Source organism: Prauserella muralis (assembly GCF_003202285.1).
In the GTDB taxonomy this organism is placed as follows: Bacteria; Actinomycetota; Actinomycetes; order Mycobacteriales; family Pseudonocardiaceae; genus Prauserella_B; species Prauserella_B muralis.
On the sequence record NZ_MASW01000002.1, the window covers coordinates 1,044,896 to 1,065,535 of the forward strand.

The window sequence follows — 20,640 nt, forward strand, 5'->3', positions numbered from 1 at the left end:
CCCCAATGTGGCATTCGTAGCGCTCAACTTCCCCAATGCGGCATTGGGTCCGTTCAACGGCACCAATGCCACATTGGGGAACCACCACGGGATCGGCGCCGCGGCTCAGGGGTTCGGGGTCGGCTCGTCGTCGCGGGCGGAGCTGAAGGCGCCGCTGCCGATGAGCAGCAACGCGATGCCCAGGCCCAGGTGCAGGAGGTTGTCCACGCCGTCGAGCCCGAGCAGGTTCTCGGCGCCGGGGCCCGGAACGAACACGCCGAGCAGCCACAGCACGAGCGCGCCACAACCGGTGGCGATCAGGAAGCGCTGTGCGCCCGGGGTGCTGCGCGCGAGGTTCCACCCCCACGCACCCGCGGCCACGTAGAGCACACTCTGCAGCAGCGAGAAGCCGGGCAGCCACGGCACCAGCAGGGCGAGCAGGCCGAGAAGGCCCGCGGCGAGCAGCACGAGCGCGGTCAGTCCCGCGGTCGTGCGGAGCCTGCGGGCCCGCGCACGGTCGGGAGCGAGAGCGCGGGTCACGTGACCTCCTTCGGGATCGTTCGGCGACGGCCGATCTCACCTCGATGTATAGCACGAACCGGTATCCCGGCTCACATGAACCCTCCACTTGGGTATTGACCAAATCTCCATCGGAGACTACAAAAAAGTAGAGCTCGTTGCGAGGGAAAGGCGGTTGGGTAGCGGGAGTGTGATCGCGATGCGACACCTCGTTCCTCTGCGGACCGACGCCGCGTTCGCCGACCTGGTGTGCGCGGACCGGCAGTGGGTGCGCGCCGAGTTCGACGCCATCGTGGCGGCGAGCTTCGGCCGGGAGTGCCCGGCCGCCCTGCCTCCGGCGACCGGGCTCGGCACAGCGGCGTCCCCGGCGCGGCGGTCCCGTCCGGGCGATCCACCCGCCCCGGCGACGCGCGGACTTCCGGCCCTGGCCGGTCCGTCACGGACGCACCCGGCTCGGCAACGCTCACCTCCGGTCGCCGGGCTCGGAGACCACGATGCCCGGCCGACGGCCCGGCACACCTGACCCGCCTGCCGGCGGCGCCCTCCCGGGAACGCCGCGGCGGCTCGACATCCGGCCGACCGCGTCTCGTGACGCACACCCGGTGGGACAGGGCGCCCCGGCGGGCACGGGTGCGGGCAACACGCGGGAAGACACGCAGAGAGGACCGGGGGTGCCCGGCATGGGACCTGCACGCGAGGACGATCCGTACGGGGTGCTGGGCGTGTCGCCGCAGGCAGGCGACGAGGAGATCACCGACGCCTATCACCGGCTGGTTCGCACGGCACATCCCGACGCCGGTGGGGCCGAGCCGGAGCGGCTCGCCGCCGTGGTCGCCGCGTATCGGGTGCTGCGACAGCGGCGCAGGCGCGAGAGCCCGCGGGAGCCCGCCCGGACCGGCACCGACGTCCCGGTCGCCGTCCGGCCTGCCCGCCCGCGCGGCCCGGATCTGGTCGCCGGGCCGGTGCGCTACCACGGGCCCGCGTGACGCGCGCCGGCTCCCGACGATCAGTTTCCTTTGCCCTTGTTGCCTTTCTCGTCCTTGTTGTCGCCGTTGCCCTTGCCCTCGTCATCGCCCCGGCCCGGGCCTTCGTCGTCGCCCTGGCCGTCGTCCTTGCGGTCCTTGGGCTCGTCGGCCTTCTCGTCGCTGCCAGGTGGAGGCGGCGGGGGCGCGGGCTCGGTGCGCTCGCGGTGCAGCACCGTGTCGGAGTCGATGAGCGGGCGGCCGTCGGCATCGACGAGCCCGAGCTGGTGGGTCTCGGTGACCCTGGCACCGTCCTTCATGACCAGTTCCACGCCGATCTGGACGGTGCGGTCCCCGGTGTTACGCGGCGCCGAGACCACCGTGACGGACGCGACCGTGCGCCAGTACCGCGTGAACGCCTCGCGTCCCTGTGCCCGCAGACCCGGGCCGAGGTGTTCCCACGCCCTGCCGGGCCGCTCGGGCAGCAGCGCGTAGTAGTCCGACACCACCGACCGCAGGTCCGCGGGTGTGACCGGGCGAGTGCTGTTCGGGGTGGACGTCAACGGCGGGGCCGCGTTGTCGCCGCCGGAGCTCGTCGCGGCGATGATGCCACCCACGGCCGCGAGCAGCAGGACGATGCCCATGGCCAGCCAGCCCCACCGCCGGTGGGGCGGCGGCGTCGCGGTGCCGGTCGGCGCGGAGACAGCGGCGGGCACGTCGGGGACCGGACGCACGTCGAGCCGGGTGCCGGAGGCGTCCGGCAACGGGCGCACGGGCACGGTCTGCGCGCCCACGCCGGCAGCCGGTTCCGTCTCGGCCTCGGCCAGTGCGCCCGCCGCCACCAGCGCGGGTTCCCCGCCTGCCACCGCGCGCAGTGCACGTTCGGCCTGCCGGGCCGTCGGCCGCTGGGCGGGGTCGGGCGCCAGCATGGCCAGCAGCAGCTCGGTCAGCGGGCCCGCGTGCTGGGGCGGAGCGACCTCACCTGCCGCGACGCGGTGCAGCACCGCCAGCGAGTTGTCCTCGTCCTCGCCGAACGGCGGCACGCCCTCCAGTGCGGCGTAGAGGGTGGCGCCGAGCGAGAACACGTCGGAGCTGGGCGCGGGCGGGCGGCCGCGCGCGATCTCGGGAGCGAAGTAGGCGGGGGTCCCCGCGACGACCCCGGACTGCGTCACCGACACGTCGCCGGTGGCGTGCGAGATGCCGAAGTCGCCGATCTTCACGACGCTGTCGGAGGAGATGAGGATGTTGCCGGGCTTGACGTCGCGGTGCACGATGCCCGCGTCGTGGGCCTCCGCCAGCGCCGCGGCGACCTGCGCGCCGACCGTCGCCGTGTCCATGGGTGTCAGCAGCCCGTCCTCGACGAGGATCTCGGCGAGGCTGCGCGCCGGGAAGTACTCCATCACCAGCAACGGCAGGCCGTCGTGCTCGTCGACGTCGTGCACGGCGATCGCGTTCGCGTGGTGCAGCCGGGCGGCGATGCGCCCTTCGCGCATCGCCCGCTGACGCGCCTCTTCGGCACGCTCCGGGGTCAGGCCGGGCTGCTGCAGCAGCTGCTTGACCGCGACGGGGCGCTGCAGCCGCTGGTCGATGGCCTTCCACACCACGCCCATCGCACCACTGCCCAGGCGGCGCCGCAGCCGGTAGCGGCCCGCCAGCAGGTCGCCGATCTCGCTCACCGCGTTCTCGTCCCGTGTGTCACCCGGTCAGGTTAAGTCCTCGCGGTGCGGGCATGCCGCACAACCCGGCCGCGCGAGGGTTGCTCCGGTGTTGGCCATGTCTCGGGCCGGCCGATGTGGACGGCGAAAAGCGCTGGTAGAGCCACTCCTGCAAGGATCCTCACGTTCGCCTCGCCGGCTCGCGGTCATGCTGTGGGTAGAAATGCCGGGCCAAGGGTTGTGATTGACCAACGCGGTTGTCAGAATTCGCGGCCATGACTTACGGGCCGTATCACCAGTCGGACCCCTACTCGCCGCATCCGGGGCAGCCGCCCTACCCCGCGCAGCAGCCGCCGTATCCGGGGCAGCCGCCGCAGGGACAGGGGTACGGCTACCCGCCGGAGCGGCGGCGGGGCGACGGCGCCAGCACCGTCGCCAGCATCGTCTGGGTCGTGGTGGGACTGGTCGTCACGATCTTCGCGCTGCACGTGCTGTTCGTCGTGCTGGACGCCAACCAGGGCAACGGCTTCGTGTCCACCGTGTACACCCTGGCGAAGACGTTCGTGCTCGGCATGGGCGACGTGTTCACGCCGGAGGACGCCGTGCTCGGCGTGGTGATGAACTACGGGCTGGCCGCCCTGGTCTACCTCGTGATCGGCCACCTCGTCATCAAGGCGCTGCGCAGGCCGTAACTCAGGCCGGGTGCAGGCGCAGCGGGAGTGACCGCAGTGCCCGCAGTGTGTTGTTGTGCTGCCGAACCGGCTCGCCGGTGAGTTCGAGGCGGCGAACGCGGCGGGCCAGCGCGGTCAGCAGGGCTTCGGCCTCCAGCCGGGCGACATGCTGGCCGACGCACTGGTGCAGGCCCATGCCGAAGCCGACGTGGCCGGACGGGTCGCGGCCGAGGTCGAAGGTGTCCGGCCGTTCCCACCGCCGGGGGTCGCGGTTGGCGGCGGCGAGGAACATCAGGATCTTGCGGCCCTCCGGGATGGTGGTGCCGCCGACGAGGGTGTCGGTGGTGGCGGTGCGGAAGAACGTCTGTACGGGCGAGGCCCAGCGCACCGCCTCGTCGAAGGCCACCCTGGCCGCCGCGGGGTTGTCCCGGACCCGCTGCCACTGCCCGGGGTGGGTGGCGAAGGCGTGCAGCACGGCGGCCAGCCCGTGCACGGTCGTGTCGACGCCCGCGGTGAGCAGCGAGCGGACCACCAGCGGCGCCTGCTCGTGGGTCAGCTCACCCCGGTCGGCGGCGGCCCAGATGCGCCCGCCGAACCCGTCCGGGCCGAGCCGATCCCTGGCGCACTGCGCGTCCACCCAGGCCGCCCACTCCGGCACGTGCGGCGCGGCGTCGGTCACCAGGCTGTTGGCCGGGCCGAAGGCGTTGAACGCGAAGTTGCCGTACGGCAGCAGGTTCTGCCTGCCCTCCCGCTGCAGCCCCACGGCGTCGGGGAACACGCGCAACGGGAACGCCTCGGCCAGCGCGGGCACCCCGTCCAGCTCCCGCTCGCCGAGCACGCGCTCCACCAGGGCCTCAGCCTCGGCGAACCAGGTCTGCCGCAGCCGCCGCAGCGCGCGAGGCCCGAGGATGGCCGCGAGCACCCTGCGGGGCGCGTCGTGCCGGGGAGGGTCGGCCTCCAGCAGCAGGCTCGGCGGCCGCCACGGCTTCTCGTAGCGGAAGTTGCTCAGCCCCACGCCCGCCCCGGACTGGAAGTCCTGCCAGTTCACCAGCGCCGCGTGCACCTGCTCGTACCGGGCCAGCGCGTAGACGTCATAGCGTGCCAGGTACACCACGGGCCCGGCGTCCCGCAGCGCCGCGTGCAGCGGTTCGGGCGTCTCCAGGTGCTCGGGGGCGAACGGGTCGGCGTCGTTCACCGGCAGCGTTCCCGCGCGGTGGAGTGTCTCGGTCATCACGTGTCCTTTCGTCGGCTGCTAGAGGTCGAGCACCAGCCGGTCGGTGCGGGAGCGGGACACGCAGATGAACATGCAGTCACCCGCCTCGCGCTCGTGGTCGGCGAGGATCGCGTCGCGGTGGTCGGGCAGGCCGCCGAGCACCGTGGTCTCGCAGGTCCCGCAGGTGCCCTGACGGCAGGACGAGAGCGCCTCGACGCCCGCCTGCCGCACCGCGTGCAGCACGGAGACGTCCGGCGTGACGGTCACGGTCGTGCCGGAACGGCGCAGCTCGACCTCGAACGGCTCGTCGCGGGCGGGCGCGGGCGGCTCGGTGGCGGTGAACCGCTCGGTGTGCAGCGTGTGGGCGGGCCAGTGCCGGCAGGCCCGCTCCACGGCGGTCAGCAGCGGAGCGGGACCGCAGCAGTACACCCGCACTCCCGTGCGTGGCTCGCCGAGCCAGGCGCGCAGATCCAGCAGGCCGTGGGTGTCCTCGGGCGCCACGTGCACGCGCTCGCCGTGGCGCTCGAGCTCGTCGCGGAAGGCCATCGTCGCCAGCCGCCTGCCGCCGTAGAGCAGCCGCCAGTCGGCGCCGAGCAGGTCGGCCTGGTGAATCATCGGCAGCAGCGGGGTGATTCCGATCCCGCCCGCGATGAACAGATAGGCCTCGGAGGGCACGAGCGGGAAGTGGTTCCTCGGCCCGCCGAGTCCGACGCGGTCGCCGGGGCGGAGCTCGTCGTGCACGAACGCCGACCCGCCCCGGCCGTCCGGTTCGCGCAGCACCGCGATGCGGTAGGTGTGGGCGTCCCAGCGGTCGCCACACAGTGAGTACTGCCTGGTCAGCCCATTCGGCAGCACGAGGTCGACGTGCGAGCCGGGGGTCCAGTCCGGCAGCCGGGCACCCGAGGGCCGGCTCAGGAGCAGCTCCACCACGCCGTCGGCGCGGCGGCGTTTCGCCGACACCTCGACGGTTTCGACGGCCGCGGCGATGCCGCTCGCGGGACGGGATTCGATGCCGGCCCCTGATGCCACTGATGTCGCTGACGCCGTTGACGGCACTGACGCCTCCTTGCGTTCGGGTGCCGTCAGCATGCGAACGCGCACAGGCACGTCGCGAGGGGGTTCTCAGTGAGTGAGAGGCGGGCCGGTGAGGCTGCGGCCGATGCCGCGGGCCGCGGCGGTGAGCACGCCGATCACCGCGCGGTTGTCCGGGTGGTTGGGCACGATCGCCGACACGGCGGCCACGACGGCCCCGCGTGCGCCGCGCACGGGCACGGCGATGCCGAGCGCGTCCGGGTGCACGTAGCCGGGACACCAGGCGAAGCCCTGCTTGCGGACCTCGGCCAGTTCCGCGCGGAGCCGGGCGGGGGTCGTGATCGTGTTGTCGGTGTAGGCGGGCAACGGCCCGCTCAGCACGTGCTCCTGCAGGGCGGGCCCGCCGAAGGCCAGCAGCACCAGGCCCGACGACGACACGTGCAACGGGAGCCTGCCCGCGATGCGGGTGTAGTTGATGACGGCACCCGGCGCCGACAGCCGCTCCAGGAAGATCACCTCGGTGCCGTCGAGCACGCCGAGCTGCACATGGTGCTTGACGACGTAGTGCGCGTCCTCCAGGAACGGCATCGCCGTGTCCCGCAGGGTCAGCGCGGGGGAGGCCCGCAGGGCCAGCTCCCACATCCGCACGCCCATGCGCACCCGCCGGTCGTCGTCACGGGCCAGCAGCCCGTGCTCGACGAGTTCGGCCACGAGCCGCGAGGCGGTGGCCAGATGCAGGCCCGAGCGGCGCGCGATCTCCGAGACGGTCAGCACCGGATCGTCCGGGGTGAACGTGTCGAAGATGCGGACCGCCCGGGTCAGCACGGAGTCTCGCGTCGGCGCGGACGTGGCCATGACAGGGATTCTGACATGGAACTTCCCCCGCACGACCCGGCTGCGCGGGGCGTGCGGGGGAAGGGTTCGGTTATCCGGCCGGCGCGGAGAGCGCGGCGATCAGTGCCTCCGCGTCGCGCACCAGCACCTCGCGTGCCTCGGCGGTGACCACCCGCTTCGGGTCGGCCGCCTGGGCCGCGAACCGCTGCAGCGCGTCGGCCGCGTCGGCGATGCGGCCCGCCTCGGCATGCCGCTGCGCCGAACTCAGCTGCCGGTCGAGCGTGACGGCACTCGCCTTCGTGACGGACCCCTCCGCGGTGAACCGGCCCAGCAGCGCCGAGACGTCGGCGAACGACGTGCCCGTGCTGAAGGTGACCGACGTCGAGGCGGTGTTGCCCGCCCTGTCCTTCGCGGTCACGACGAGCGTGTGCTCGCCGAGGGGCAGCCGCCACAGCCCGATCTCGGCACCCGAGGTCACGGGTGCGCCGTCGAGCGTGGCCGACACCGAGCCGACGCCGGAAAGGCCGTCGGTGGCCGAGAAGGCCGGGGTGATCGTCGCCGAGTCACCGTAGGCGGTCTGCTCGACGCCGCCGAGCGTCACCGCAGGCTCGGTGCGGTCGATGCGGACGCCGACCTGCCCGGGCTCGGAGACGTTGCCGCCGTTGTCGATCGCCCGGTACAGCACGGTGTGGTCGCCTTCGGCGCTGATCGTGGCCACGCCCTGGTTGTTGGTGTTGGTCCACGTCGCGCCGCCGTTGAGCGAGTACTGCCTGCTCGACACCGTGCCGTTGTCGGTGGCCGTGACCGCGAGGGTGACGTTGCCGGTGCGGTACCAGCCGTTCTCGCCGTTCGGCTGCGCCGGGTTGAGCGTGGCCGACACCGCGGGTGGCGTGACGTCGGCGACGCCGTCGCCCGCGAAGGTGAGCGAGTCCAGCACCACCCCGCCACTCGAGGTGACGTACAGCGTGCCCGTGCCCTGCGGGGGTGCGCCGAGCGCGAGGTTCACGTGCTGCCAGCCCGTCCCGGCCGGGATGGCCGCCGTGGCGAACGGCTCCGCGCCGGGCGAGTTCCAGCGCAGTGACAGGGTGCCCTCACCGGAGGCGCGGACGGCCAGGCCGCCGATGCCGGTCAGGTTCACCGGGTCGTAGGCCAGCCAGTCCCCGGCGTCCAGCGACGTCACCGCGCGCAGCCCCGACGCCGAGCCGTCGTCGGTGACCTCGGTGCCGCTGCTGTCGTCGGCGTGCTCGGCCTCCAGCAGCTTCGGGTTGAGCACCACCTGCGTGCTGCCCGTCGCACCCGGAACGCCGTTCGCCCCGCCGTCGCGGTAGGACACGCCAAGCACACCGAAGACGTTCTCGGTCTCGCCGTGGCCCGCATCGGCCGGTGTGGGCACGCCGCCGGAACAGCCGGTGCCGCTGTTCACCGGGTGGGCGTGCTGGTTGTGGCCGAGGCCGAACGTCCACGACACCCGTGAGCAGACGATGCTGGTGCCGTCCTCCGGGTCGGTCACGGTCACCTCGTAGGGGATCGCGTCGCCCCAGTCGAAGAACCCGCCGTCGGGCACGGAGATCTCGACCGTCGGCGCGGTGTTGCCCACGGTGATCTCGACCGAGCTCAGTCCCACCTTGCCGCTGGGGTCGGTGACCCGCAGCCGCGCCGCGAACTGGCCGTTGTCCACATAGGTGTGCTGTGCCTGCACGCCCGTGGCGTCGAAGGTGCCGTCGCCGTCGAAGTCCCACTCGTAGGTCAGCGCGGAGCCTTCCGGGTCGCTCGACTCGGCGCCGGAGAAGCTGACCTCCAGCGGCGAGTGGCCCGACGTCGGGGTCGCCGAGATCCGCGCGGTCGGCGTCTTGTTGCCCTCGGCGTAGTCGACGCGGTAGAGCCCGGAGTCCGGGTTCTGCCGGAAGAAGCCGTCACCGTAGTCGAGCACGTAGAGCGAGCCGTCCGGACCGAACTCCAGGTCCATCGGGTTGTCCCACAGCGGCTGGGCGAGCGTGGTCAGCGCCGCGTTGGGCAGGACGTCCTCGATCGCGGTGACGTCGCCGTCCGGGTCCGGGATGGTGAAAGCGGCCACGTAGTCCTGCGAGAACTCGCCGAAGAACGCCTTGCCGTCCCAGTGGGAGGGGAACTTCGTCGGCGAGGGGTTCTCCGCGTCGAAGCGGTACAGCGGCCCGCCCATCGGGCCCTGGCCGGTGCCCGCGCCGAACGCGGTCAGCTCCGGCCACGGCTGGTGGGAGTCCTGGTCGCCGTAGTAGAGCTGCGGCGCCGTCGCGGGCGGCAGGTCGGTCAGGCCGGTGTTCCAGCGCGAGGTGTTGCGGGGCTGGGTGCAGTCGAACCACTCGCGCGGCGTGGCCGTGGCGAAGTCCCAGTTGTTGTAGTTGGCGTTGGGGCCGTGGCAGTACGGCCAGCCCGCGTTGATCGCGCGGGTGGTGCTCTGCCACTCCACATAGCCCATCGGGCCGCGCTGCGGGTTGGCGGTGCCCGCGTCGGGGCCGTAGTCGCCCCACATCACGGCGCCGCTGGCCGGGTCCACGTCGATCCGGAACGGGTTGCGCAGGCCCATCACGTAGATCTCCGGGCGCGTTCCGGTGGTGCCGGGCGCGAACAGGTTGCCCTCGGGCACCGTGTACGAGCCGTCCTCGGCGACCGTGATGCGCAGGATCTTGCCGCGCAGGTCGTTGGTGTTGCCCGAGCCGCGGCGCGCGTCGAAACCGGGGTTCATGCCGGGCGCGTCGTTGTTGGGCGCGTAGCCGTTGGCGCCGGGCGTTCCCGCGGGCGTGTTGTCTCCTGTGGACAGATACAGGTTGCCGTCGGCGTCCCAGTCGATGTCGCCGGCGACGTGGCAGCACTGTCCGCGCTGCACCTCGACCTTGAGGATCACCTGCTCGGTGCCGAGGTCGAGCGCGTCACCCGTCCACTTGAACCGGGACAGCTGGTTGTAGCCCTTCCACTGGTCCCAGTAGGATTCGTCGGCTCCGGCGGGCAGCGAGTTCGGCGCCGACCCGGCCGGTGTCGTCTCCGGGTACGGCGCCGTCATGGTGCGGGGTGCGTAGTAGACGTAGACCCACCGGTTCTCGGCGAACTCGGGGTCGATCGCGATGGTCTGCAGGCCGTCCTCGGAGTTGGCGTAGACGGGCAGGGAGTTGACCACGCGGGTGACGCCGGTGGCCGGGTCGGTGAGCCGGACGTCGCCGTTGCGGGCGGTGTGCAGCACGCGCCTGTCGGGCAGCACGGCGAGGTCCACGGGTTCGCCGACGTTCTTGGTGAGGGTGATCTTTTCGTAGTTCGACCATTCGACGGCCGGGTCGGCGGCCTGCGCCGCGGCGGGTGCCGCGGTGAGCGCGGTGAGCGGCAGGGCGGCCGCGGCTGCCGCCAGCAGCGTGACCGCCGCGCCGCGCAGCCGCGGGTAGGGTCTTGGCATGGGGATGCCTCTCGTGGTTTCCGGGCAGGTGTCCTCGGCGGGTGGCCGGTCGCCGCTCCCGTGCCGGTGCCACGGCGGGGAGCAGGTGGGTGGCCGGCCACCCGTTTGGCCAGAAGTGGGGAAGAGCGGAAGTTCTCAGGCGCGCAGGTTGCGCAGCGCCTGGTAGCTGCGCTCGGCGGCGCCGAGCGAGCCGGGCGGGTTGGGCTGGGTGTTGGGAGCGGTGTCCTGCTCCCAGATGCCGTGGTGCATGCCGCGCGAGCGCAGCGCCGAGAAGAACTCGCGGTAGGGCAGGTCACCCGCGCCGAACTCCACGATGTCGTAGCCGTTGGGGTTGGCGGTGTTGCTGTCGCCGTCCTTGACGTGGAACAGCGGGTAGCGGTGCGGCTGGGCGTTGACGTAGTCGATCGGGTCGAATCCGGGGAACCGGTACTGGCCGACGAAGGCCCAGTAGATGTCCAGCTCCAGGTAGACGAGCTTCGGGTCGGTCTCGGCGAGGAGCACGTCGTAGAGCCGGACGTTCGGGTCGTCGCTGGCGAAACCGAACTCGTTGGCGTGGTTGTGGTGGTACCAGCGCAGCCCGCGCGCCGCGGCGGCCGCGCCGAAGGCGTTGAACTCCGCGGCGGCCGCCTGGTAGCCGGCGACGGTGCGGTTGGCCGGGGTGACCGGCTCGTTGGCGGTGCCGATGTGTTTCGTGCCGAGGATCTCCGCGCGGTCGAGCTCCAGCTCCATGTTGTTGCGGAAGCCGTTGAGTCCGATGTGGCTGCCCACGGCCCGCAGGCCGAAGTCGTCGAGCAGCTGCCGGATCTCCGGCACGGTGATCGGGCCGACCTGGTTCTGCGAGTACCCGGCGAACTCGATCTCCTGGTAGCCCATTCTGGACAGCTCTTCGAAGACCCGGCGGAAGCCGAGCTGCGATACCTTGTCGCGGATGGTGAACAGCTGAATGCCGATCTTGCCCGGCGGGATGAGCTGTGCCTCCGCGGCGCCTGCCGAGGTGGCGAGCGCGCCGGCGAGGGTGCCCGCGCTGACCGCGACCGTGGTGCCTGCCGCGGCGACACGGAGGAACCCGCGCCTGTTGAGCTCATTCGAGGACATGTGACTCCCTTGTCGGATGAAGAATTGCGGATCCCCCATCGATCGAGAAGTAAAGAAGACTTTTGCGCTAGGGTCAAGCAAAAGATGTCGGAGAGCGAAACAACTATTGCGTTGCCAGGCACCACAATTGACGTGGTTCTAGACTTTTTCCGACAGAAGCCGGGAGCCGAGACGAGAGGGAACGGCGCGTGATGACGGCGAACGCAGGACCGGCCGAAGGGGTGCCGGGCAGGGGCGCGCTGTTCCAGTTGCTCCGCGACGGCAGACCCCGGACCAGGGCCGAGCTCTCGGCCGAGACGGGGCTCGCCCGGTCGACCATCGCCGACCGGATCGACCGGCTGCTCGCCGCCGGGCTGCTCCGCTACGCCGACAAGGCGGGCTCGACGGGTGGGCGTCCGCCGAGCATGTTCGCGTTCAACCCGGCGGCCCGCGTGGTGCTGGCCGCCGACGTCGGCGCCACCCATGTCACGGTCGCCGTCGCCGACCTGGGCGGCTCGGTGATCGCGGAACGCGAGCATGCCATCGACATCGCCGACGGCCCGGAGGCGGTGCTGGGCGACGTCGTCGCCAACGCCTGCGCGCTGCTGACGGAGGCGGGCCGCCGACGGCAGGAGCTGCTGGGCATCGGCGTCGGCCTGCCGGGGCCGGTCGAGCACGCCACCGGAAGGCCGGTTCGCCCGCCGATCATGCCGGGCTGGGACGGGTTCGACGTCAGGACCTACCTGCACGAGCGCCTCGGTGTGGTGTCGCTTGTGGACAACGACGTGAACCTGATGGCGTTGGGGGAGCACCGGACCCACTGGCCGGAATCACCGAACATGATGTTCGTCAAGGTGGCGACGGGTATCGGCAGCGGGCTGGTGAGCGACGGCAGGCTGCATCGCGGTTCCCGGGGTGCGGCGGGCGACCTCGGCCACGTGCAGGCGCCCCATGGCGAGGATGTGCCGTGCCGGTGTGGCAACCTCGGCTGCCTGGAGGCTGTGGCGAGCGGCGCGGCGGTCGCGGCCCGGCTCAAGGCGCGGGGCCTGCCCGTCGAGTCCGGTGTGGACGTGGTGGCGCTGGCCAGGAACGGCTCGGTGGACGCACTGCGCGCGCTGCGGCAGGCGGGCAGGGACATCGGCGAGGTGCTGGCGGCGGCGGTCAGCCTGTTCAACCCGTCGGTGATCGTCGTCGGGGGCGCCCTGTCGCAGGCGGGCGAGCATCTCATCGCGGGCGTGCGCGAGGTGGTCTACCGGCGCTCGCTGCCCCTGGCGACCGAGGAGCTGCGCATCGTGCAGTCGCGCGCGGGGGACCAGGCCGGGGTGCTCGGCGCCGCCGCGATGGTCATCGACCACGCGCTGTCGCCGCAGGAGCTGGACGCTCTGCTCGCCGGGTGAGACAGATGTGCAACTGATGGTTGCGCGTTGGCGTGCTGTCGGCTAGCGTTACACGCAACCAAACGTTGCACTTAAGGCGGCAGGCATGGAGTACGGCAGCATCGAACGCGAGATTCACGTCGACGCCTCACCCGAGGTGGTCTTCGAGGTCGTCAGCAGCCCGGAGCACATCTCCGGATGGTGGACCGACGACGCCGACGTCGAGGCGACTCCCGGCGCGGTCGGCGAGCTGGTGTGGGGCGAGCGGGCACAGGTCGTCCCGATCACGGTGGTGACAGTGGAGCCGCCCCGGTTGTTCGCCTTCCGCTGGTCCTATCCCGAGGGCAGGGTCGACGACGCGGCGAACTCGCTGTTGGTGACCTTCGAGCTCACGCCGTCGGGTGCGGGCACCACGATCCGGCTCACCGAGACCGGGTTCCGGGAGATGGGCTGGGAGGCCGCGAAGCTCGCCGAGCAGTACCGCGAGCACAGTGTCGGCTGGGACACCTTCGTGCCCCGGCTCGGTGAGTACGTCGCCAGGCTGGTGGCGGCCCCGTGAGCGTCGCCGTCGACGACGACCTGTGGTCCGCGGTCGGTGATCCGACCCGTCGGCGGATGCTCGACCTGCTTCTGGCCGACGGCGACGGCACGGCCACCAGCCTCAGCGAGCGGCTGCCCGTGACGCGGCAGGCCATCGCGAAGCATCTCGGCGTGCTCGACCGGGTCGGCCTGGTGCGCGCCACACCCACGGGACGGGAGAAGCGGTACCGCGTGGACGAGGCGCAGCTCGCCCGCGCCGTCGCTCAGCTGTCCTCGGTGGGCTCGGCCTGGGATGCCCGGCTCCGGCGTATCAAGCGCATCGCCGAGGCCATCCAGCGCGGCAAGGACGAGCGCGGCCCACAGCGGTGACGTCGTTCCCGGCCCGGGCCGGAACGACCCCGGCCATGAACCAACGCAGTCGACAATCAACCCGAGAGAGAAGTCATCATGGTGGACATCCTGCACAGAGTCGGAATCACCTCACCGGTGGCCAAGGTCTACGAGGCCCTGACCACCGTGGAGGGGCTCTCCGGCTGGTACACGACCGGCACCCACGGCAAGGCCGACCAGGTCGGTGGCGTGCTCCAGTTCCGGTTCGGGGCGGGCGGTTTCGACATGAAGGTGCTCGACACCGTCCCCGGCAAGCGCGTGCTGTGGGAAGTGATCGACGGGCCCGAGGAATGGATCGGCACCGAAGTGGCCTGGGACCTCGAGCAGGCCGGTGACTACACGATCGTGCTCTTCACACACCAGGGGTGGAAGGAGCCGGTGGAGTTCATGCACCACTGCAGCACGAAGTGGGCGGTGTTCCTGATGAGCCTGAAGTCGCTGCTCGAAACCGGAACCGGTGCTCCCGATCCCCGCGACGTCAAGATCGACAACTGGAACTAGCGTCGCGGCTGACCTCGGCGCCGGCTCAGCCATCGACGCGGCGGGCGAGCACCGGCTGCCCCGGCCCGGTGAGTTCCCGGGCGACGCCGTGGCGTCCGGCGGCGGCCAGCAGCAGCGCCTCGCCCGGTCCGCGCACCTCGGGGCCGCGGCCCCACGTCCAGTCGAGGTCGGTGGCGACCAGGCGCAGCCCCCGGATACGCGGCAGCGCCCGCAGAGGCGGCGCCAGCATCGCGAACGACAGGGCGGGCCGCAGCCGCCGAGCCGGGATGTCGCGTGGCAGGCCGAGCGGGCGCCGGATGTCCTGCTGGTGGATCATCGCGTCCACCAGGGCGATACGGCCGCCGAACGCCGAGGGCAGTCCGCTCGGCCGCTGGTGTTCGCGCAGCAGTGCCACCAGCTCGTCCGGCTCCCGGGTCGCGTACTCGGCGACACCCAGCGCGTTGACCCGCGGAAGAGCGAAGCGGCCACCGGCGAGGCGGCGCAGCAGGCCGCGAACGCTCAGTTCGTCGTAGCTGATGACGTGGGCCACGACGTCGCGGACCCGCCAGTCCTCGCAGAGGGTGGGTGCGTCCCACTGTTCCGGCGACAGTGTGTCGAGCAGCGCGGCGAACTCCGCCCGCTCCTCCGCGGCGAGGTCCCTCACGACCGGCTCGCCACGTCGTATGCGGGCCGGACCTGCTCGACGCGGGCCCGGCGCGCTGACGCGGCGAACACCGGCGCCGGGGGGCGGTCCAGCTCACTGCTCTCGCATTCGGCGCGTGGAGGCACCTCGGGATGATAGCGGCGCGGGGCCGGCCCATGGCGGACCCGCGTGCGGTGGCCGAGCGCGACCGCACGCACCGTCTCCGCGTTCGCCTGATCCGGTCGGGGCCGTGTGGAATCCCGTACAGCGGGAATCCCCGGGCCATGACCGCGAAGAAACGGACGGAGGGCGGCCCGTACGGGCAACGTGCGCGTGGCCCCGGCGAGGTGCCGCCCCGTGGCTGGTGGCAGGTACTGCGCAGGGGGGTCAAGGACGGCAAGGCCGACAACCTCTCGATCCTCGCGGGAGGCGTGGCCTTCTTCGGGTTCCTCGCGCTGTTCCCGGCGCTGATCGCCGCACTGACGCTCTACGGCCTGATCGCCGACCCGCAGCAGGTCGCGCGCCAGACCCAGAACCTGGCGTCGGCCCTGCCGGAGTCGGCGCGCTCGCTGGTCACCGACCAGCTCAGCGCCGCGGCGAACGCGGGTGGTGGAGCGCTGACGGTGGGCCTGGTCGTGGCTCTGCTTGCCGCGCTGTGGAGTGCGTCCAGCGGCGTCAGCAACCTGATGAGCGCCGTGAACGTCGCCTATGACGAGACCGAGGAGCGGGGTTTCGTCAAGCTGCGCGGCATCGCGCTGCTGCTGACGCTGGGTGTCATCGTGTTCGCACTGGTGACACTGGCGCTGGTGGCCGTGGTGCCCGCGGTGTTCAGTGCGCTGAACCTCGGCATCGCCGGCCGGATCGTCGGCGAGGCGGTGCGCTGGGTGCTGCTGCTCGGCGTGTTCACCGTCGCGCTGGCCGTCGTCTACCGGGTGGCGCCCGACCGGGCAGCGCCGCGGTGGCGCTGGGTGAGCCCGGGTGCGGGCATCGCCACGGTGCTGTGGATCCTGGCCAGTGTCGCGTTCAGCCTCTACGTGGGCTTCTTCGGCAACTACAACAAGACCTACGGCGCGTTGGCGGGCGTGGTGGTGCTGATGCTGTGGCTCTACCTCACCAGCTACCTGGTGCTGCTCGGCGCCGAGATCAACGCCGAGTCGGAGCGGCAGACCTCGGCCGACACCACGACCGGTGAGCCGCTGCCACAGGGCGAGCGCGACGCCCACAGCGCCGACACGCAGGCGCCCGAGGCACGCAACCCTGCTCTGGCTCAGCGGCGTGGTTGACCACGACCCCGTCACAGCAGCGAGCGCAGCGGCGTCCGCGTGACCAGCAGCCTGCCGAGGGCGAAGCAGCCGACGATGCCGCACACCAGCAGCAGCGGAGCCTTCACCTCGGCAGGCCAGGGCAGCGGGCGCGCCGCCACGGCCAGCGCGAGCAGCACGGGGCCCTGCAGCACGAACGCGGCGAACGAGCTGCGCGTGGCGGCGCGCGCCAGCGGCCCCGGGGTGGTGAAGGCGCGCTGCGCGAAGCCGAGCAGCCACACCGACCCGGCCACCACGAGGACCGCCTCGATGGTGGCGAGCAGCAGCGCCTGCCAGTGCCAGCCGCCGAGGAACGCCTCGGCGCTGGCCGCCACGTCCGTGATGCCGGCCGCGAGTGCCAGCACCGGCAGCGACGCCAGCGTCGCCACGACGACGAGGCCGCACCGGCGATACAGCGCAGGTGGCACCCACTGGGCGAAGCCGGTGCGGGCCTGGCCGATGCCGAGCCAGAACATCGCGGCCAGCTGCGGCCACTGCCACAGGTGCAGGTCGAGCACCTCGGTGCCGCGCGCGGTGACCGCGAGCCGCACGACGAAGGTCACGAGCGCCAGCGCCACGGCCAGCGCCAGCAGCCCGCGCCCGGTGACCACGGACGACGCGCCGCCGCGCCGGGGGAGCAGCGCGTAGGCGACGGAGAAGATCAGCAGCACGCCCGCGAACCACAGCGCGCCGGAGTCCAGCAGGCGCTCACGCCCCACCAGCAGCCAGGGGTAGCCGACGGGCCGTCCCGCGGCGTGGTAGGCCAGCCACAGTGAGGCGGGCCAGAGCGCGAGGATGCTCGCCACCCAGGGCACGCCCAGCCGCAGGGTTCGCTGCGTCAGAAAGCTCTGCCTGCCGCGTTTGGCGAGCGAGGCCGGGGTGAACAGCCCGGAGATGAGGAAGAACGTGCCCAGGATGAACAGCGCCGAGGGTCCCAGGATCGCGATCAGCACCAGCTCGACGGCGGGGGCGAACGTCACCTCGTTGACTTCGTCGTAGGCCCAGCCGCCGATGGCGGCGTAGCCGAGCAGTGCGTGGCCGCCGATGATCCAGGCGACCAGCACCGCGCGCAGGCTGTCCACGGACGACACCCGTTGCGCGACCCCGGTCCCGGGCATGGCTGTCATGGAGGGAACCCGTTCTCGTTCCGGCCGCCCGCGGCGGCGTGCGTCCCCCAGTGTGCGCGCCGGCGCCGGGTGCCGCCTACGGCCGAAAGTCCCCGCGACAGCGGACGAACGCCCTCGTCGGCCGGGGCCCTGCACGGCGGCCGACAATCCCAGGAAAACGGCCAAGGCGTTTCCAGGGATAGCGGAAAATGCCTACTCGGCGGACCCGCCGTTGCTACCTTCGTTCGCAGCCACACAGCTGGCCAACGAGGGGACGGACGGGATGGCTTCGGGGTTTCAGGTCGATCTGGCGGCCTTCAGCACCGCGAAAGAGGCGGTCGACGCCGCCGTCGCGCACTACGGTGCGCTGGCGACGGCACTCGAGCAGAACATCGGCTCGCTGCGGGAGCAGGAGGCCCTGTCCGGGGGGTTCGGGGTGACCGGGATGTTTCAGGGTCTGCTCGGTGAGTTCGGCCGGGAATGGCTGGCCCAGATGGATCAGTTCGTTGCCGAGGAACGCGCCTTCGTCGAGTTTCTGAAAGGAATGTCCGAGCGGCTCCAGAATTCGCACACTCTCTACCTGGAGGCCGAGTCGAATCATGTGGGCCTGCTCGACGAGATCGGCCGCACCCTGGATCAGGGTGGGGTGAAGTGATGGCCGCCGCGCCAGGGCCCAACCCGGACCACCCGCTGGTCGTGGGCCTTGACCCGATGTTCACCGGGCCGGGTGGGCACGCGCCCGCGCTGGCGGGCTGGATCGAGTATCTGGCTCATCCGGAGGAGAACCAGGGCCCTCGGGTGACCGAGTTCCGCAACGGCGCGGCCTGGGAGACCACGCGCAAGCTGCCCTGGGACGAGTACGAGATCGTCAACGAGCGGTCCGTACTCCGCGACCTGGGCATCGACCGGTTCTTCGCGCACGCGGACGTGCTGTCCGGCCAGAAGATCGGCAGCCTGAACGAGCACGGCGAGGTGTCGAACACGCAGGTTCTGGGCGCGACGTTCGACCTGCTCGAAGAGGTGCGCCTCGGGCGGGAGATCGACCTGACGGTTCCCGACCAGACCGCCGACGTGTGGACGAGCCTCACCGAGAACCTCGGTTTCGCGCTGAACGAGAAGTGGGCCGAGGGCAAGCCCCGCGCCCGATTCGTCCAGCTGAAGCAGTGGTACGAGAACCACCGCGACCCGGCGTTGGCGGAGATGAACAAGTTCCTGGTCGCCTATGCGGGCATCCTGATGAAGGCCAGGAGTGACATCAACGAACTGATGGGCAAGCTGGTGGACGCGCTGAACAAGTCGGTCGCCTCGAACCCGATCGAAGGGATCGCGTTCTTCCTTTCGGCGCTGGAAGAGGTGCTGAACCTGACCCTCAACTTCCCGAAGACGCTCAAAGACGCCACCCTGACCGTGGTCAGCGGGGTCAAGAAGGCCTTCGACCTCGCCACGAAGTCGGAAACCGACACCGGGTTCGGGCTCGACCTGAACGACATCCACCTCGGCTACTACCGATGCTTCGAATCCTTCATCCGCGCCGGCGACGCCGTCTGCTGGGCAGCCACCGAAGCCGTCACCCGGCTGATCACGGACGCGGAAAAGGGCCTGCTGTTCGTGCGGCGCAACTGGGTACCGGCCCCCACCTGGTCCTAGGAGAAGGGTCGGCGCGCGCGAACGAGCCGGTGACCCACCACGGGCCGGGCGCTAGTGCGACTCGCGGGGCACCTCGTGGCCGCGGCAGCCCACCAGGAAGTCGAAGTCCGCGCCCCGGTCGGCCTGCAGCACGTGCTGGGTGTAGAGCCAGGCGTAGCCGCTGGTGTGCCGGGGAGCATCGGGCTGCCACTGCGTCTTGCGGCGGGCCAGTTCCTCCTCGCCGACCTCCAGGGTCAGTGCCCGGGACGGCACGTCGAGGCTGATCCAGTCGCCCGTGCGCACCAGCGCCAGCGGGCCACCGACCGCCGACTCGGGCGCGGTGTGCAGCACCACGGTTCCGTAGCCGGTGCCGCTCATGCGGCCGTCGCAGATCCGTACCATGTCGGTGACACCGGCCTCCAGCAGCTTCTTCGGCAGCGGCACGTTGGACACCTCGGGCATGCCGGGGTAGCCGATCGGGCCCGCGCCGCGGATGACGAGCACGGTGTCGGCGTCGACGTCGAGCTCCGGGTCGTCGCACACGCGGTGGTAGTCCTCGACGGAGTCGAACACCAGCGCCCGCCCCCGGTGGGTCATCAGCTCCGGCGAGGCGGCCGACTGCTTGATCACCGCGCCGTCGGGGCACAGGTTGCCGCGCAGCACGGCCGTGCCCGCACCCGCGGGCTGGAAGGGCCGCTCGACGGGGGTGATGACCTCGTCGTTGAAGCACTCGGCGTCGGCGACGTTGGCCCCGATGCTCGCGCCGGTGACGGTGAGCTGGTCGCCGTGCAGCAGCCCCGCCTCGGCGAGCCGCCGCAGCACCACCGGCAGGCCGCCCGCGGAGCAGAAGTCCTCCATGAGGAACCGCCCGCTGGGCATCAGGTCCAGCAGCGTGGGCACGGGCCGGGCGAGGGTGTCGAAGTCGCCGAGCTCGAGCGGGACGCCCGCGCGGCCCGCCAGCGCGAGCAGGTGGACGATCGCGTTGGTGGACCCGCCGATGGCGGCGTTGGTGCGGATGGCGTTCTCGAACGCCTGCCTGGTGAGGATCGCCGACGGCCGGACCTCGTCGTGCACGAGCCCGACGATGCGCTGCCCGGCACGCTGTGCCGTCTCGAACCGGCGGGCGTCGACGGCGGGCCACGTGGCCGAGCCGGGCAGCTGCATGCCGAGGGCCTCGGCCATGCAGGCCATGGTGGAGGCGGTGCCCATGGTCATGCAGTGCCCGTTGGAGCGCGCCATGCAGCCCTCGGCGAAGAAGCACTCCTCCTGCGTGATCCGCCCGGTCTTGAGGTCCTCCTCGAACCGCCACACCCCCGTGCCGGACCCGACGTCGCGGCCCCGGTACTTGCCGTTGAGCATGGGCCCGCCGGTCACCATGATCGCGGGCACGTCGACGCTCGCGGCGGCCATCAGCATGGCGGGCGTGGTCTTGTCGCAGCCGGAGAGCAGGACGACGCCGTCGAGCGGATTGGCCCTGATGAGCTCCTCGACCTCCATCGCCATCAGGTTCCGGTAGAGCATGGCGGTGGGGCGCATCAGCGTCTCCCCGGTGGCCATGGTGGGAAACTCCAGCGGGAAGCCGCCCGCCTGCCACACGCCGCGCTTGACCGCCTCGGCGACCCGGTGCAGGTGCGCGTTGCAGGGGGCCAGTTCGGAGGCGCTGGTGGCGATGCCGATGACCGGCCGCCCGTCGAACACCTCGGGTCCGAAGCCCTGGTTGCGCATCCAGGACCGGTAGATCATGCCGGAACGGCCTGTCGCACCGAACCACGCGGCGCTGCGCATCGCGTCTCCCTTTCTGCCGCACCCGCGAGAGCC

Annotated in this window: 21 protein-coding genes; 10 read left to right on the forward strand and 11 right to left on the reverse strand. The window is 71.7% G+C overall.

All coding sequences use genetic code 11. The features are described 5' to 3' along the window. Window positions 1-105 precede the first annotated feature (105 nt). The gene (locus BAY60_RS16095; protein WP_112281731.1) at window positions 106-519 is read right to left on the reverse strand and encodes a DUF4383 domain-containing protein; all 414 of its coding nucleotides are present in this window, start codon (window positions 517-519) and stop codon (window positions 106-108) included. A gap of 178 nt (window positions 520-697) precedes the next feature. Between BAY60_RS16095 and BAY60_RS16100 the strand changes: the two genes are divergently transcribed. Next, window positions 698-1,021, forward strand: a complete 324-nt coding sequence (locus BAY60_RS16100) for a hypothetical protein (protein WP_146771015.1) — start codon at window positions 698-700, stop codon at window positions 1,019-1,021. Window positions 1,022-1,178: 157 nt separating this feature from the next. Continuing rightward, window positions 1,179-1,484: a J domain-containing protein gene (locus BAY60_RS16105; protein ID WP_112282417.1), complete on the forward strand. Its 306-nt coding sequence runs from the start codon at window positions 1,179-1,181 to the stop codon at window positions 1,482-1,484. A gap of 20 nt (window positions 1,485-1,504) precedes the next feature. On the opposite strand, the gene BAY60_RS16110 is transcribed toward BAY60_RS16105, so the two are convergent. Continuing rightward, complete coding sequence (locus BAY60_RS16110; protein ID WP_112281733.1) at window positions 1,505-3,136, reverse strand: serine/threonine-protein kinase; 1,632 nt, start codon at window positions 3,134-3,136, stop codon at window positions 1,505-1,507. 254 nt (window positions 3,137-3,390) lie between these two features. Here BAY60_RS16110 and BAY60_RS37905 point away from each other — a divergent pair, with 254 nt between their 5' ends. Then, entirely contained in the window at window positions 3,391-3,807 is a 417-nt protein-coding gene (locus BAY60_RS37905) for a hypothetical protein (RefSeq protein ID WP_245992530.1), read from the forward strand. A 1-nt stretch (window position 3,808) separates the two neighbouring features. On the opposite strand, the gene BAY60_RS16120 is transcribed toward BAY60_RS37905, so the two are convergent. The 5 genes from BAY60_RS16120 to BAY60_RS16140 all read right to left on the reverse strand — a co-directional run bounded on the left by BAY60_RS16120 (window position 3,809) and on the right by BAY60_RS16140 (window position 11,381). Then, window positions 3,809-5,017: a cytochrome P450 gene (locus BAY60_RS16120; protein ID WP_112281734.1), complete on the reverse strand. Its 1,209-nt coding sequence runs from the start codon at window positions 5,015-5,017 to the stop codon at window positions 3,809-3,811. A 21-nt stretch (window positions 5,018-5,038) separates the two neighbouring features. Further along, window positions 5,039-5,986 carry a PDR/VanB family oxidoreductase gene (locus tag BAY60_RS16125; protein ID WP_245992653.1) on the reverse strand — a complete coding sequence of 316 codons (948 nt, stop codon included), beginning with the start codon at window positions 5,984-5,986 and terminating at the stop codon, window positions 5,039-5,041. 135 nt (window positions 5,987-6,121) lie between these two features. Next, window positions 6,122-6,886, reverse strand: a complete 765-nt coding sequence (locus tag BAY60_RS16130) for an IclR family transcriptional regulator (protein WP_112281736.1) — start codon at window positions 6,884-6,886, stop codon at window positions 6,122-6,124. 70 nt (window positions 6,887-6,956) lie between these two features. Further along, a complete protein-coding gene (locus BAY60_RS16135; protein ID WP_112281737.1) occupies window positions 6,957-10,286 on the reverse strand; it encodes a PQQ-dependent sugar dehydrogenase in 3,330 nt (1,109 codons plus the stop codon). Window positions 10,287-10,421: 135 nt separating this feature from the next. Further along, the gene (locus BAY60_RS16140) at window positions 10,422-11,381 is read right to left on the reverse strand and encodes a sugar phosphate isomerase/epimerase family protein (protein WP_112281738.1); all 960 of its coding nucleotides are present in this window, start codon (window positions 11,379-11,381) and stop codon (window positions 10,422-10,424) included. A 191-nt stretch (window positions 11,382-11,572) separates the two neighbouring features. Between BAY60_RS16140 and BAY60_RS16145 the strand changes: the two genes are divergently transcribed. The 4 genes from BAY60_RS16145 to BAY60_RS16160 all read left to right on the forward strand — a co-directional run bounded on the left by BAY60_RS16145 (window position 11,573) and on the right by BAY60_RS16160 (window position 14,167). After that, window positions 11,573-12,757: an ROK family transcriptional regulator gene (locus BAY60_RS16145; protein ID WP_112281739.1), complete on the forward strand. Its 1,185-nt coding sequence runs from the start codon at window positions 11,573-11,575 to the stop codon at window positions 12,755-12,757. Window positions 12,758-12,842: 85 nt separating this feature from the next. Beyond that, window positions 12,843-13,295 (forward strand): SRPBCC domain-containing protein, encoded by a 453-nt coding sequence (locus tag BAY60_RS16150; RefSeq protein WP_112281740.1) that lies wholly within the window; start codon window positions 12,843-12,845, stop codon window positions 13,293-13,295. Beyond that, window positions 13,292-13,645: an ArsR/SmtB family transcription factor gene (locus BAY60_RS16155; protein WP_112281741.1), complete on the forward strand. Its 354-nt coding sequence runs from the start codon at window positions 13,292-13,294 to the stop codon at window positions 13,643-13,645. Before BAY60_RS16150 ends, BAY60_RS16155 begins: the two co-directional genes overlap by 4 nt. A 78-nt stretch (window positions 13,646-13,723) precedes the next feature. Further along, window positions 13,724-14,167: an SRPBCC family protein gene (locus BAY60_RS16160; RefSeq protein ID WP_112281742.1), complete on the forward strand. Its 444-nt coding sequence runs from the start codon at window positions 13,724-13,726 to the stop codon at window positions 14,165-14,167. 25 nt (window positions 14,168-14,192) lie between these two features. On the opposite strand, the gene BAY60_RS16165 is transcribed toward BAY60_RS16160, so the two are convergent. Next, window positions 14,193-14,810 carry a maleylpyruvate isomerase family mycothiol-dependent enzyme gene (locus BAY60_RS16165; protein WP_245992531.1) on the reverse strand — a complete coding sequence of 206 codons (618 nt, stop codon included), beginning with the start codon at window positions 14,808-14,810 and terminating at the stop codon, window positions 14,193-14,195. Next, window positions 14,807-14,935, reverse strand: a complete 129-nt coding sequence (locus BAY60_RS38330) for a hypothetical protein (protein ID WP_281272724.1) — start codon at window positions 14,933-14,935, stop codon at window positions 14,807-14,809. The genes BAY60_RS16165 and BAY60_RS38330 overlap by 4 nt, the downstream gene beginning before the upstream one ends. Window positions 14,936-15,073: 138 nt before the next feature. Here BAY60_RS38330 and BAY60_RS16175 point away from each other — a divergent pair, with 138 nt between their 5' ends. Continuing rightward, a complete protein-coding gene (locus BAY60_RS16175; RefSeq protein WP_112281744.1) occupies window positions 15,074-16,072 on the forward strand; it encodes a YihY/virulence factor BrkB family protein in 999 nt (332 codons plus the stop codon). A gap of 11 nt (window positions 16,073-16,083) precedes the next feature. Here BAY60_RS16175 and BAY60_RS16180 read toward each other — a convergent pair whose 3' ends face one another. Next, window positions 16,084-17,217, reverse strand: coding sequence for an acyltransferase family protein (locus BAY60_RS16180; RefSeq protein WP_146771016.1), 1,134 nt, complete (start codon window positions 17,215-17,217; stop codon window positions 16,084-16,086). A gap of 262 nt (window positions 17,218-17,479) precedes the next feature. Between BAY60_RS16180 and BAY60_RS16185 the strand changes: the two genes are divergently transcribed. Continuing rightward, a complete protein-coding gene (locus BAY60_RS16185; RefSeq protein ID WP_112281746.1) occupies window positions 17,480-17,851 on the forward strand; it encodes a hypothetical protein in 372 nt (123 codons plus the stop codon). Then, the gene (locus BAY60_RS16190; protein WP_146771017.1) at window positions 17,851-18,843 is read left to right on the forward strand and encodes a hypothetical protein; all 993 of its coding nucleotides are present in this window, start codon (window positions 17,851-17,853) and stop codon (window positions 18,841-18,843) included. The genes BAY60_RS16185 and BAY60_RS16190 overlap by 1 nt, the downstream gene beginning before the upstream one ends. Before the next feature lie 51 nt (window positions 18,844-18,894). On the opposite strand, the gene BAY60_RS16195 is transcribed toward BAY60_RS16190, so the two are convergent. Next, window positions 18,895-20,607, reverse strand: coding sequence for an IlvD/Edd family dehydratase (locus BAY60_RS16195; protein WP_112281748.1), 1,713 nt, complete (start codon window positions 20,605-20,607; stop codon window positions 18,895-18,897). Window positions 20,608-20,640 lie beyond the last annotated feature (33 nt).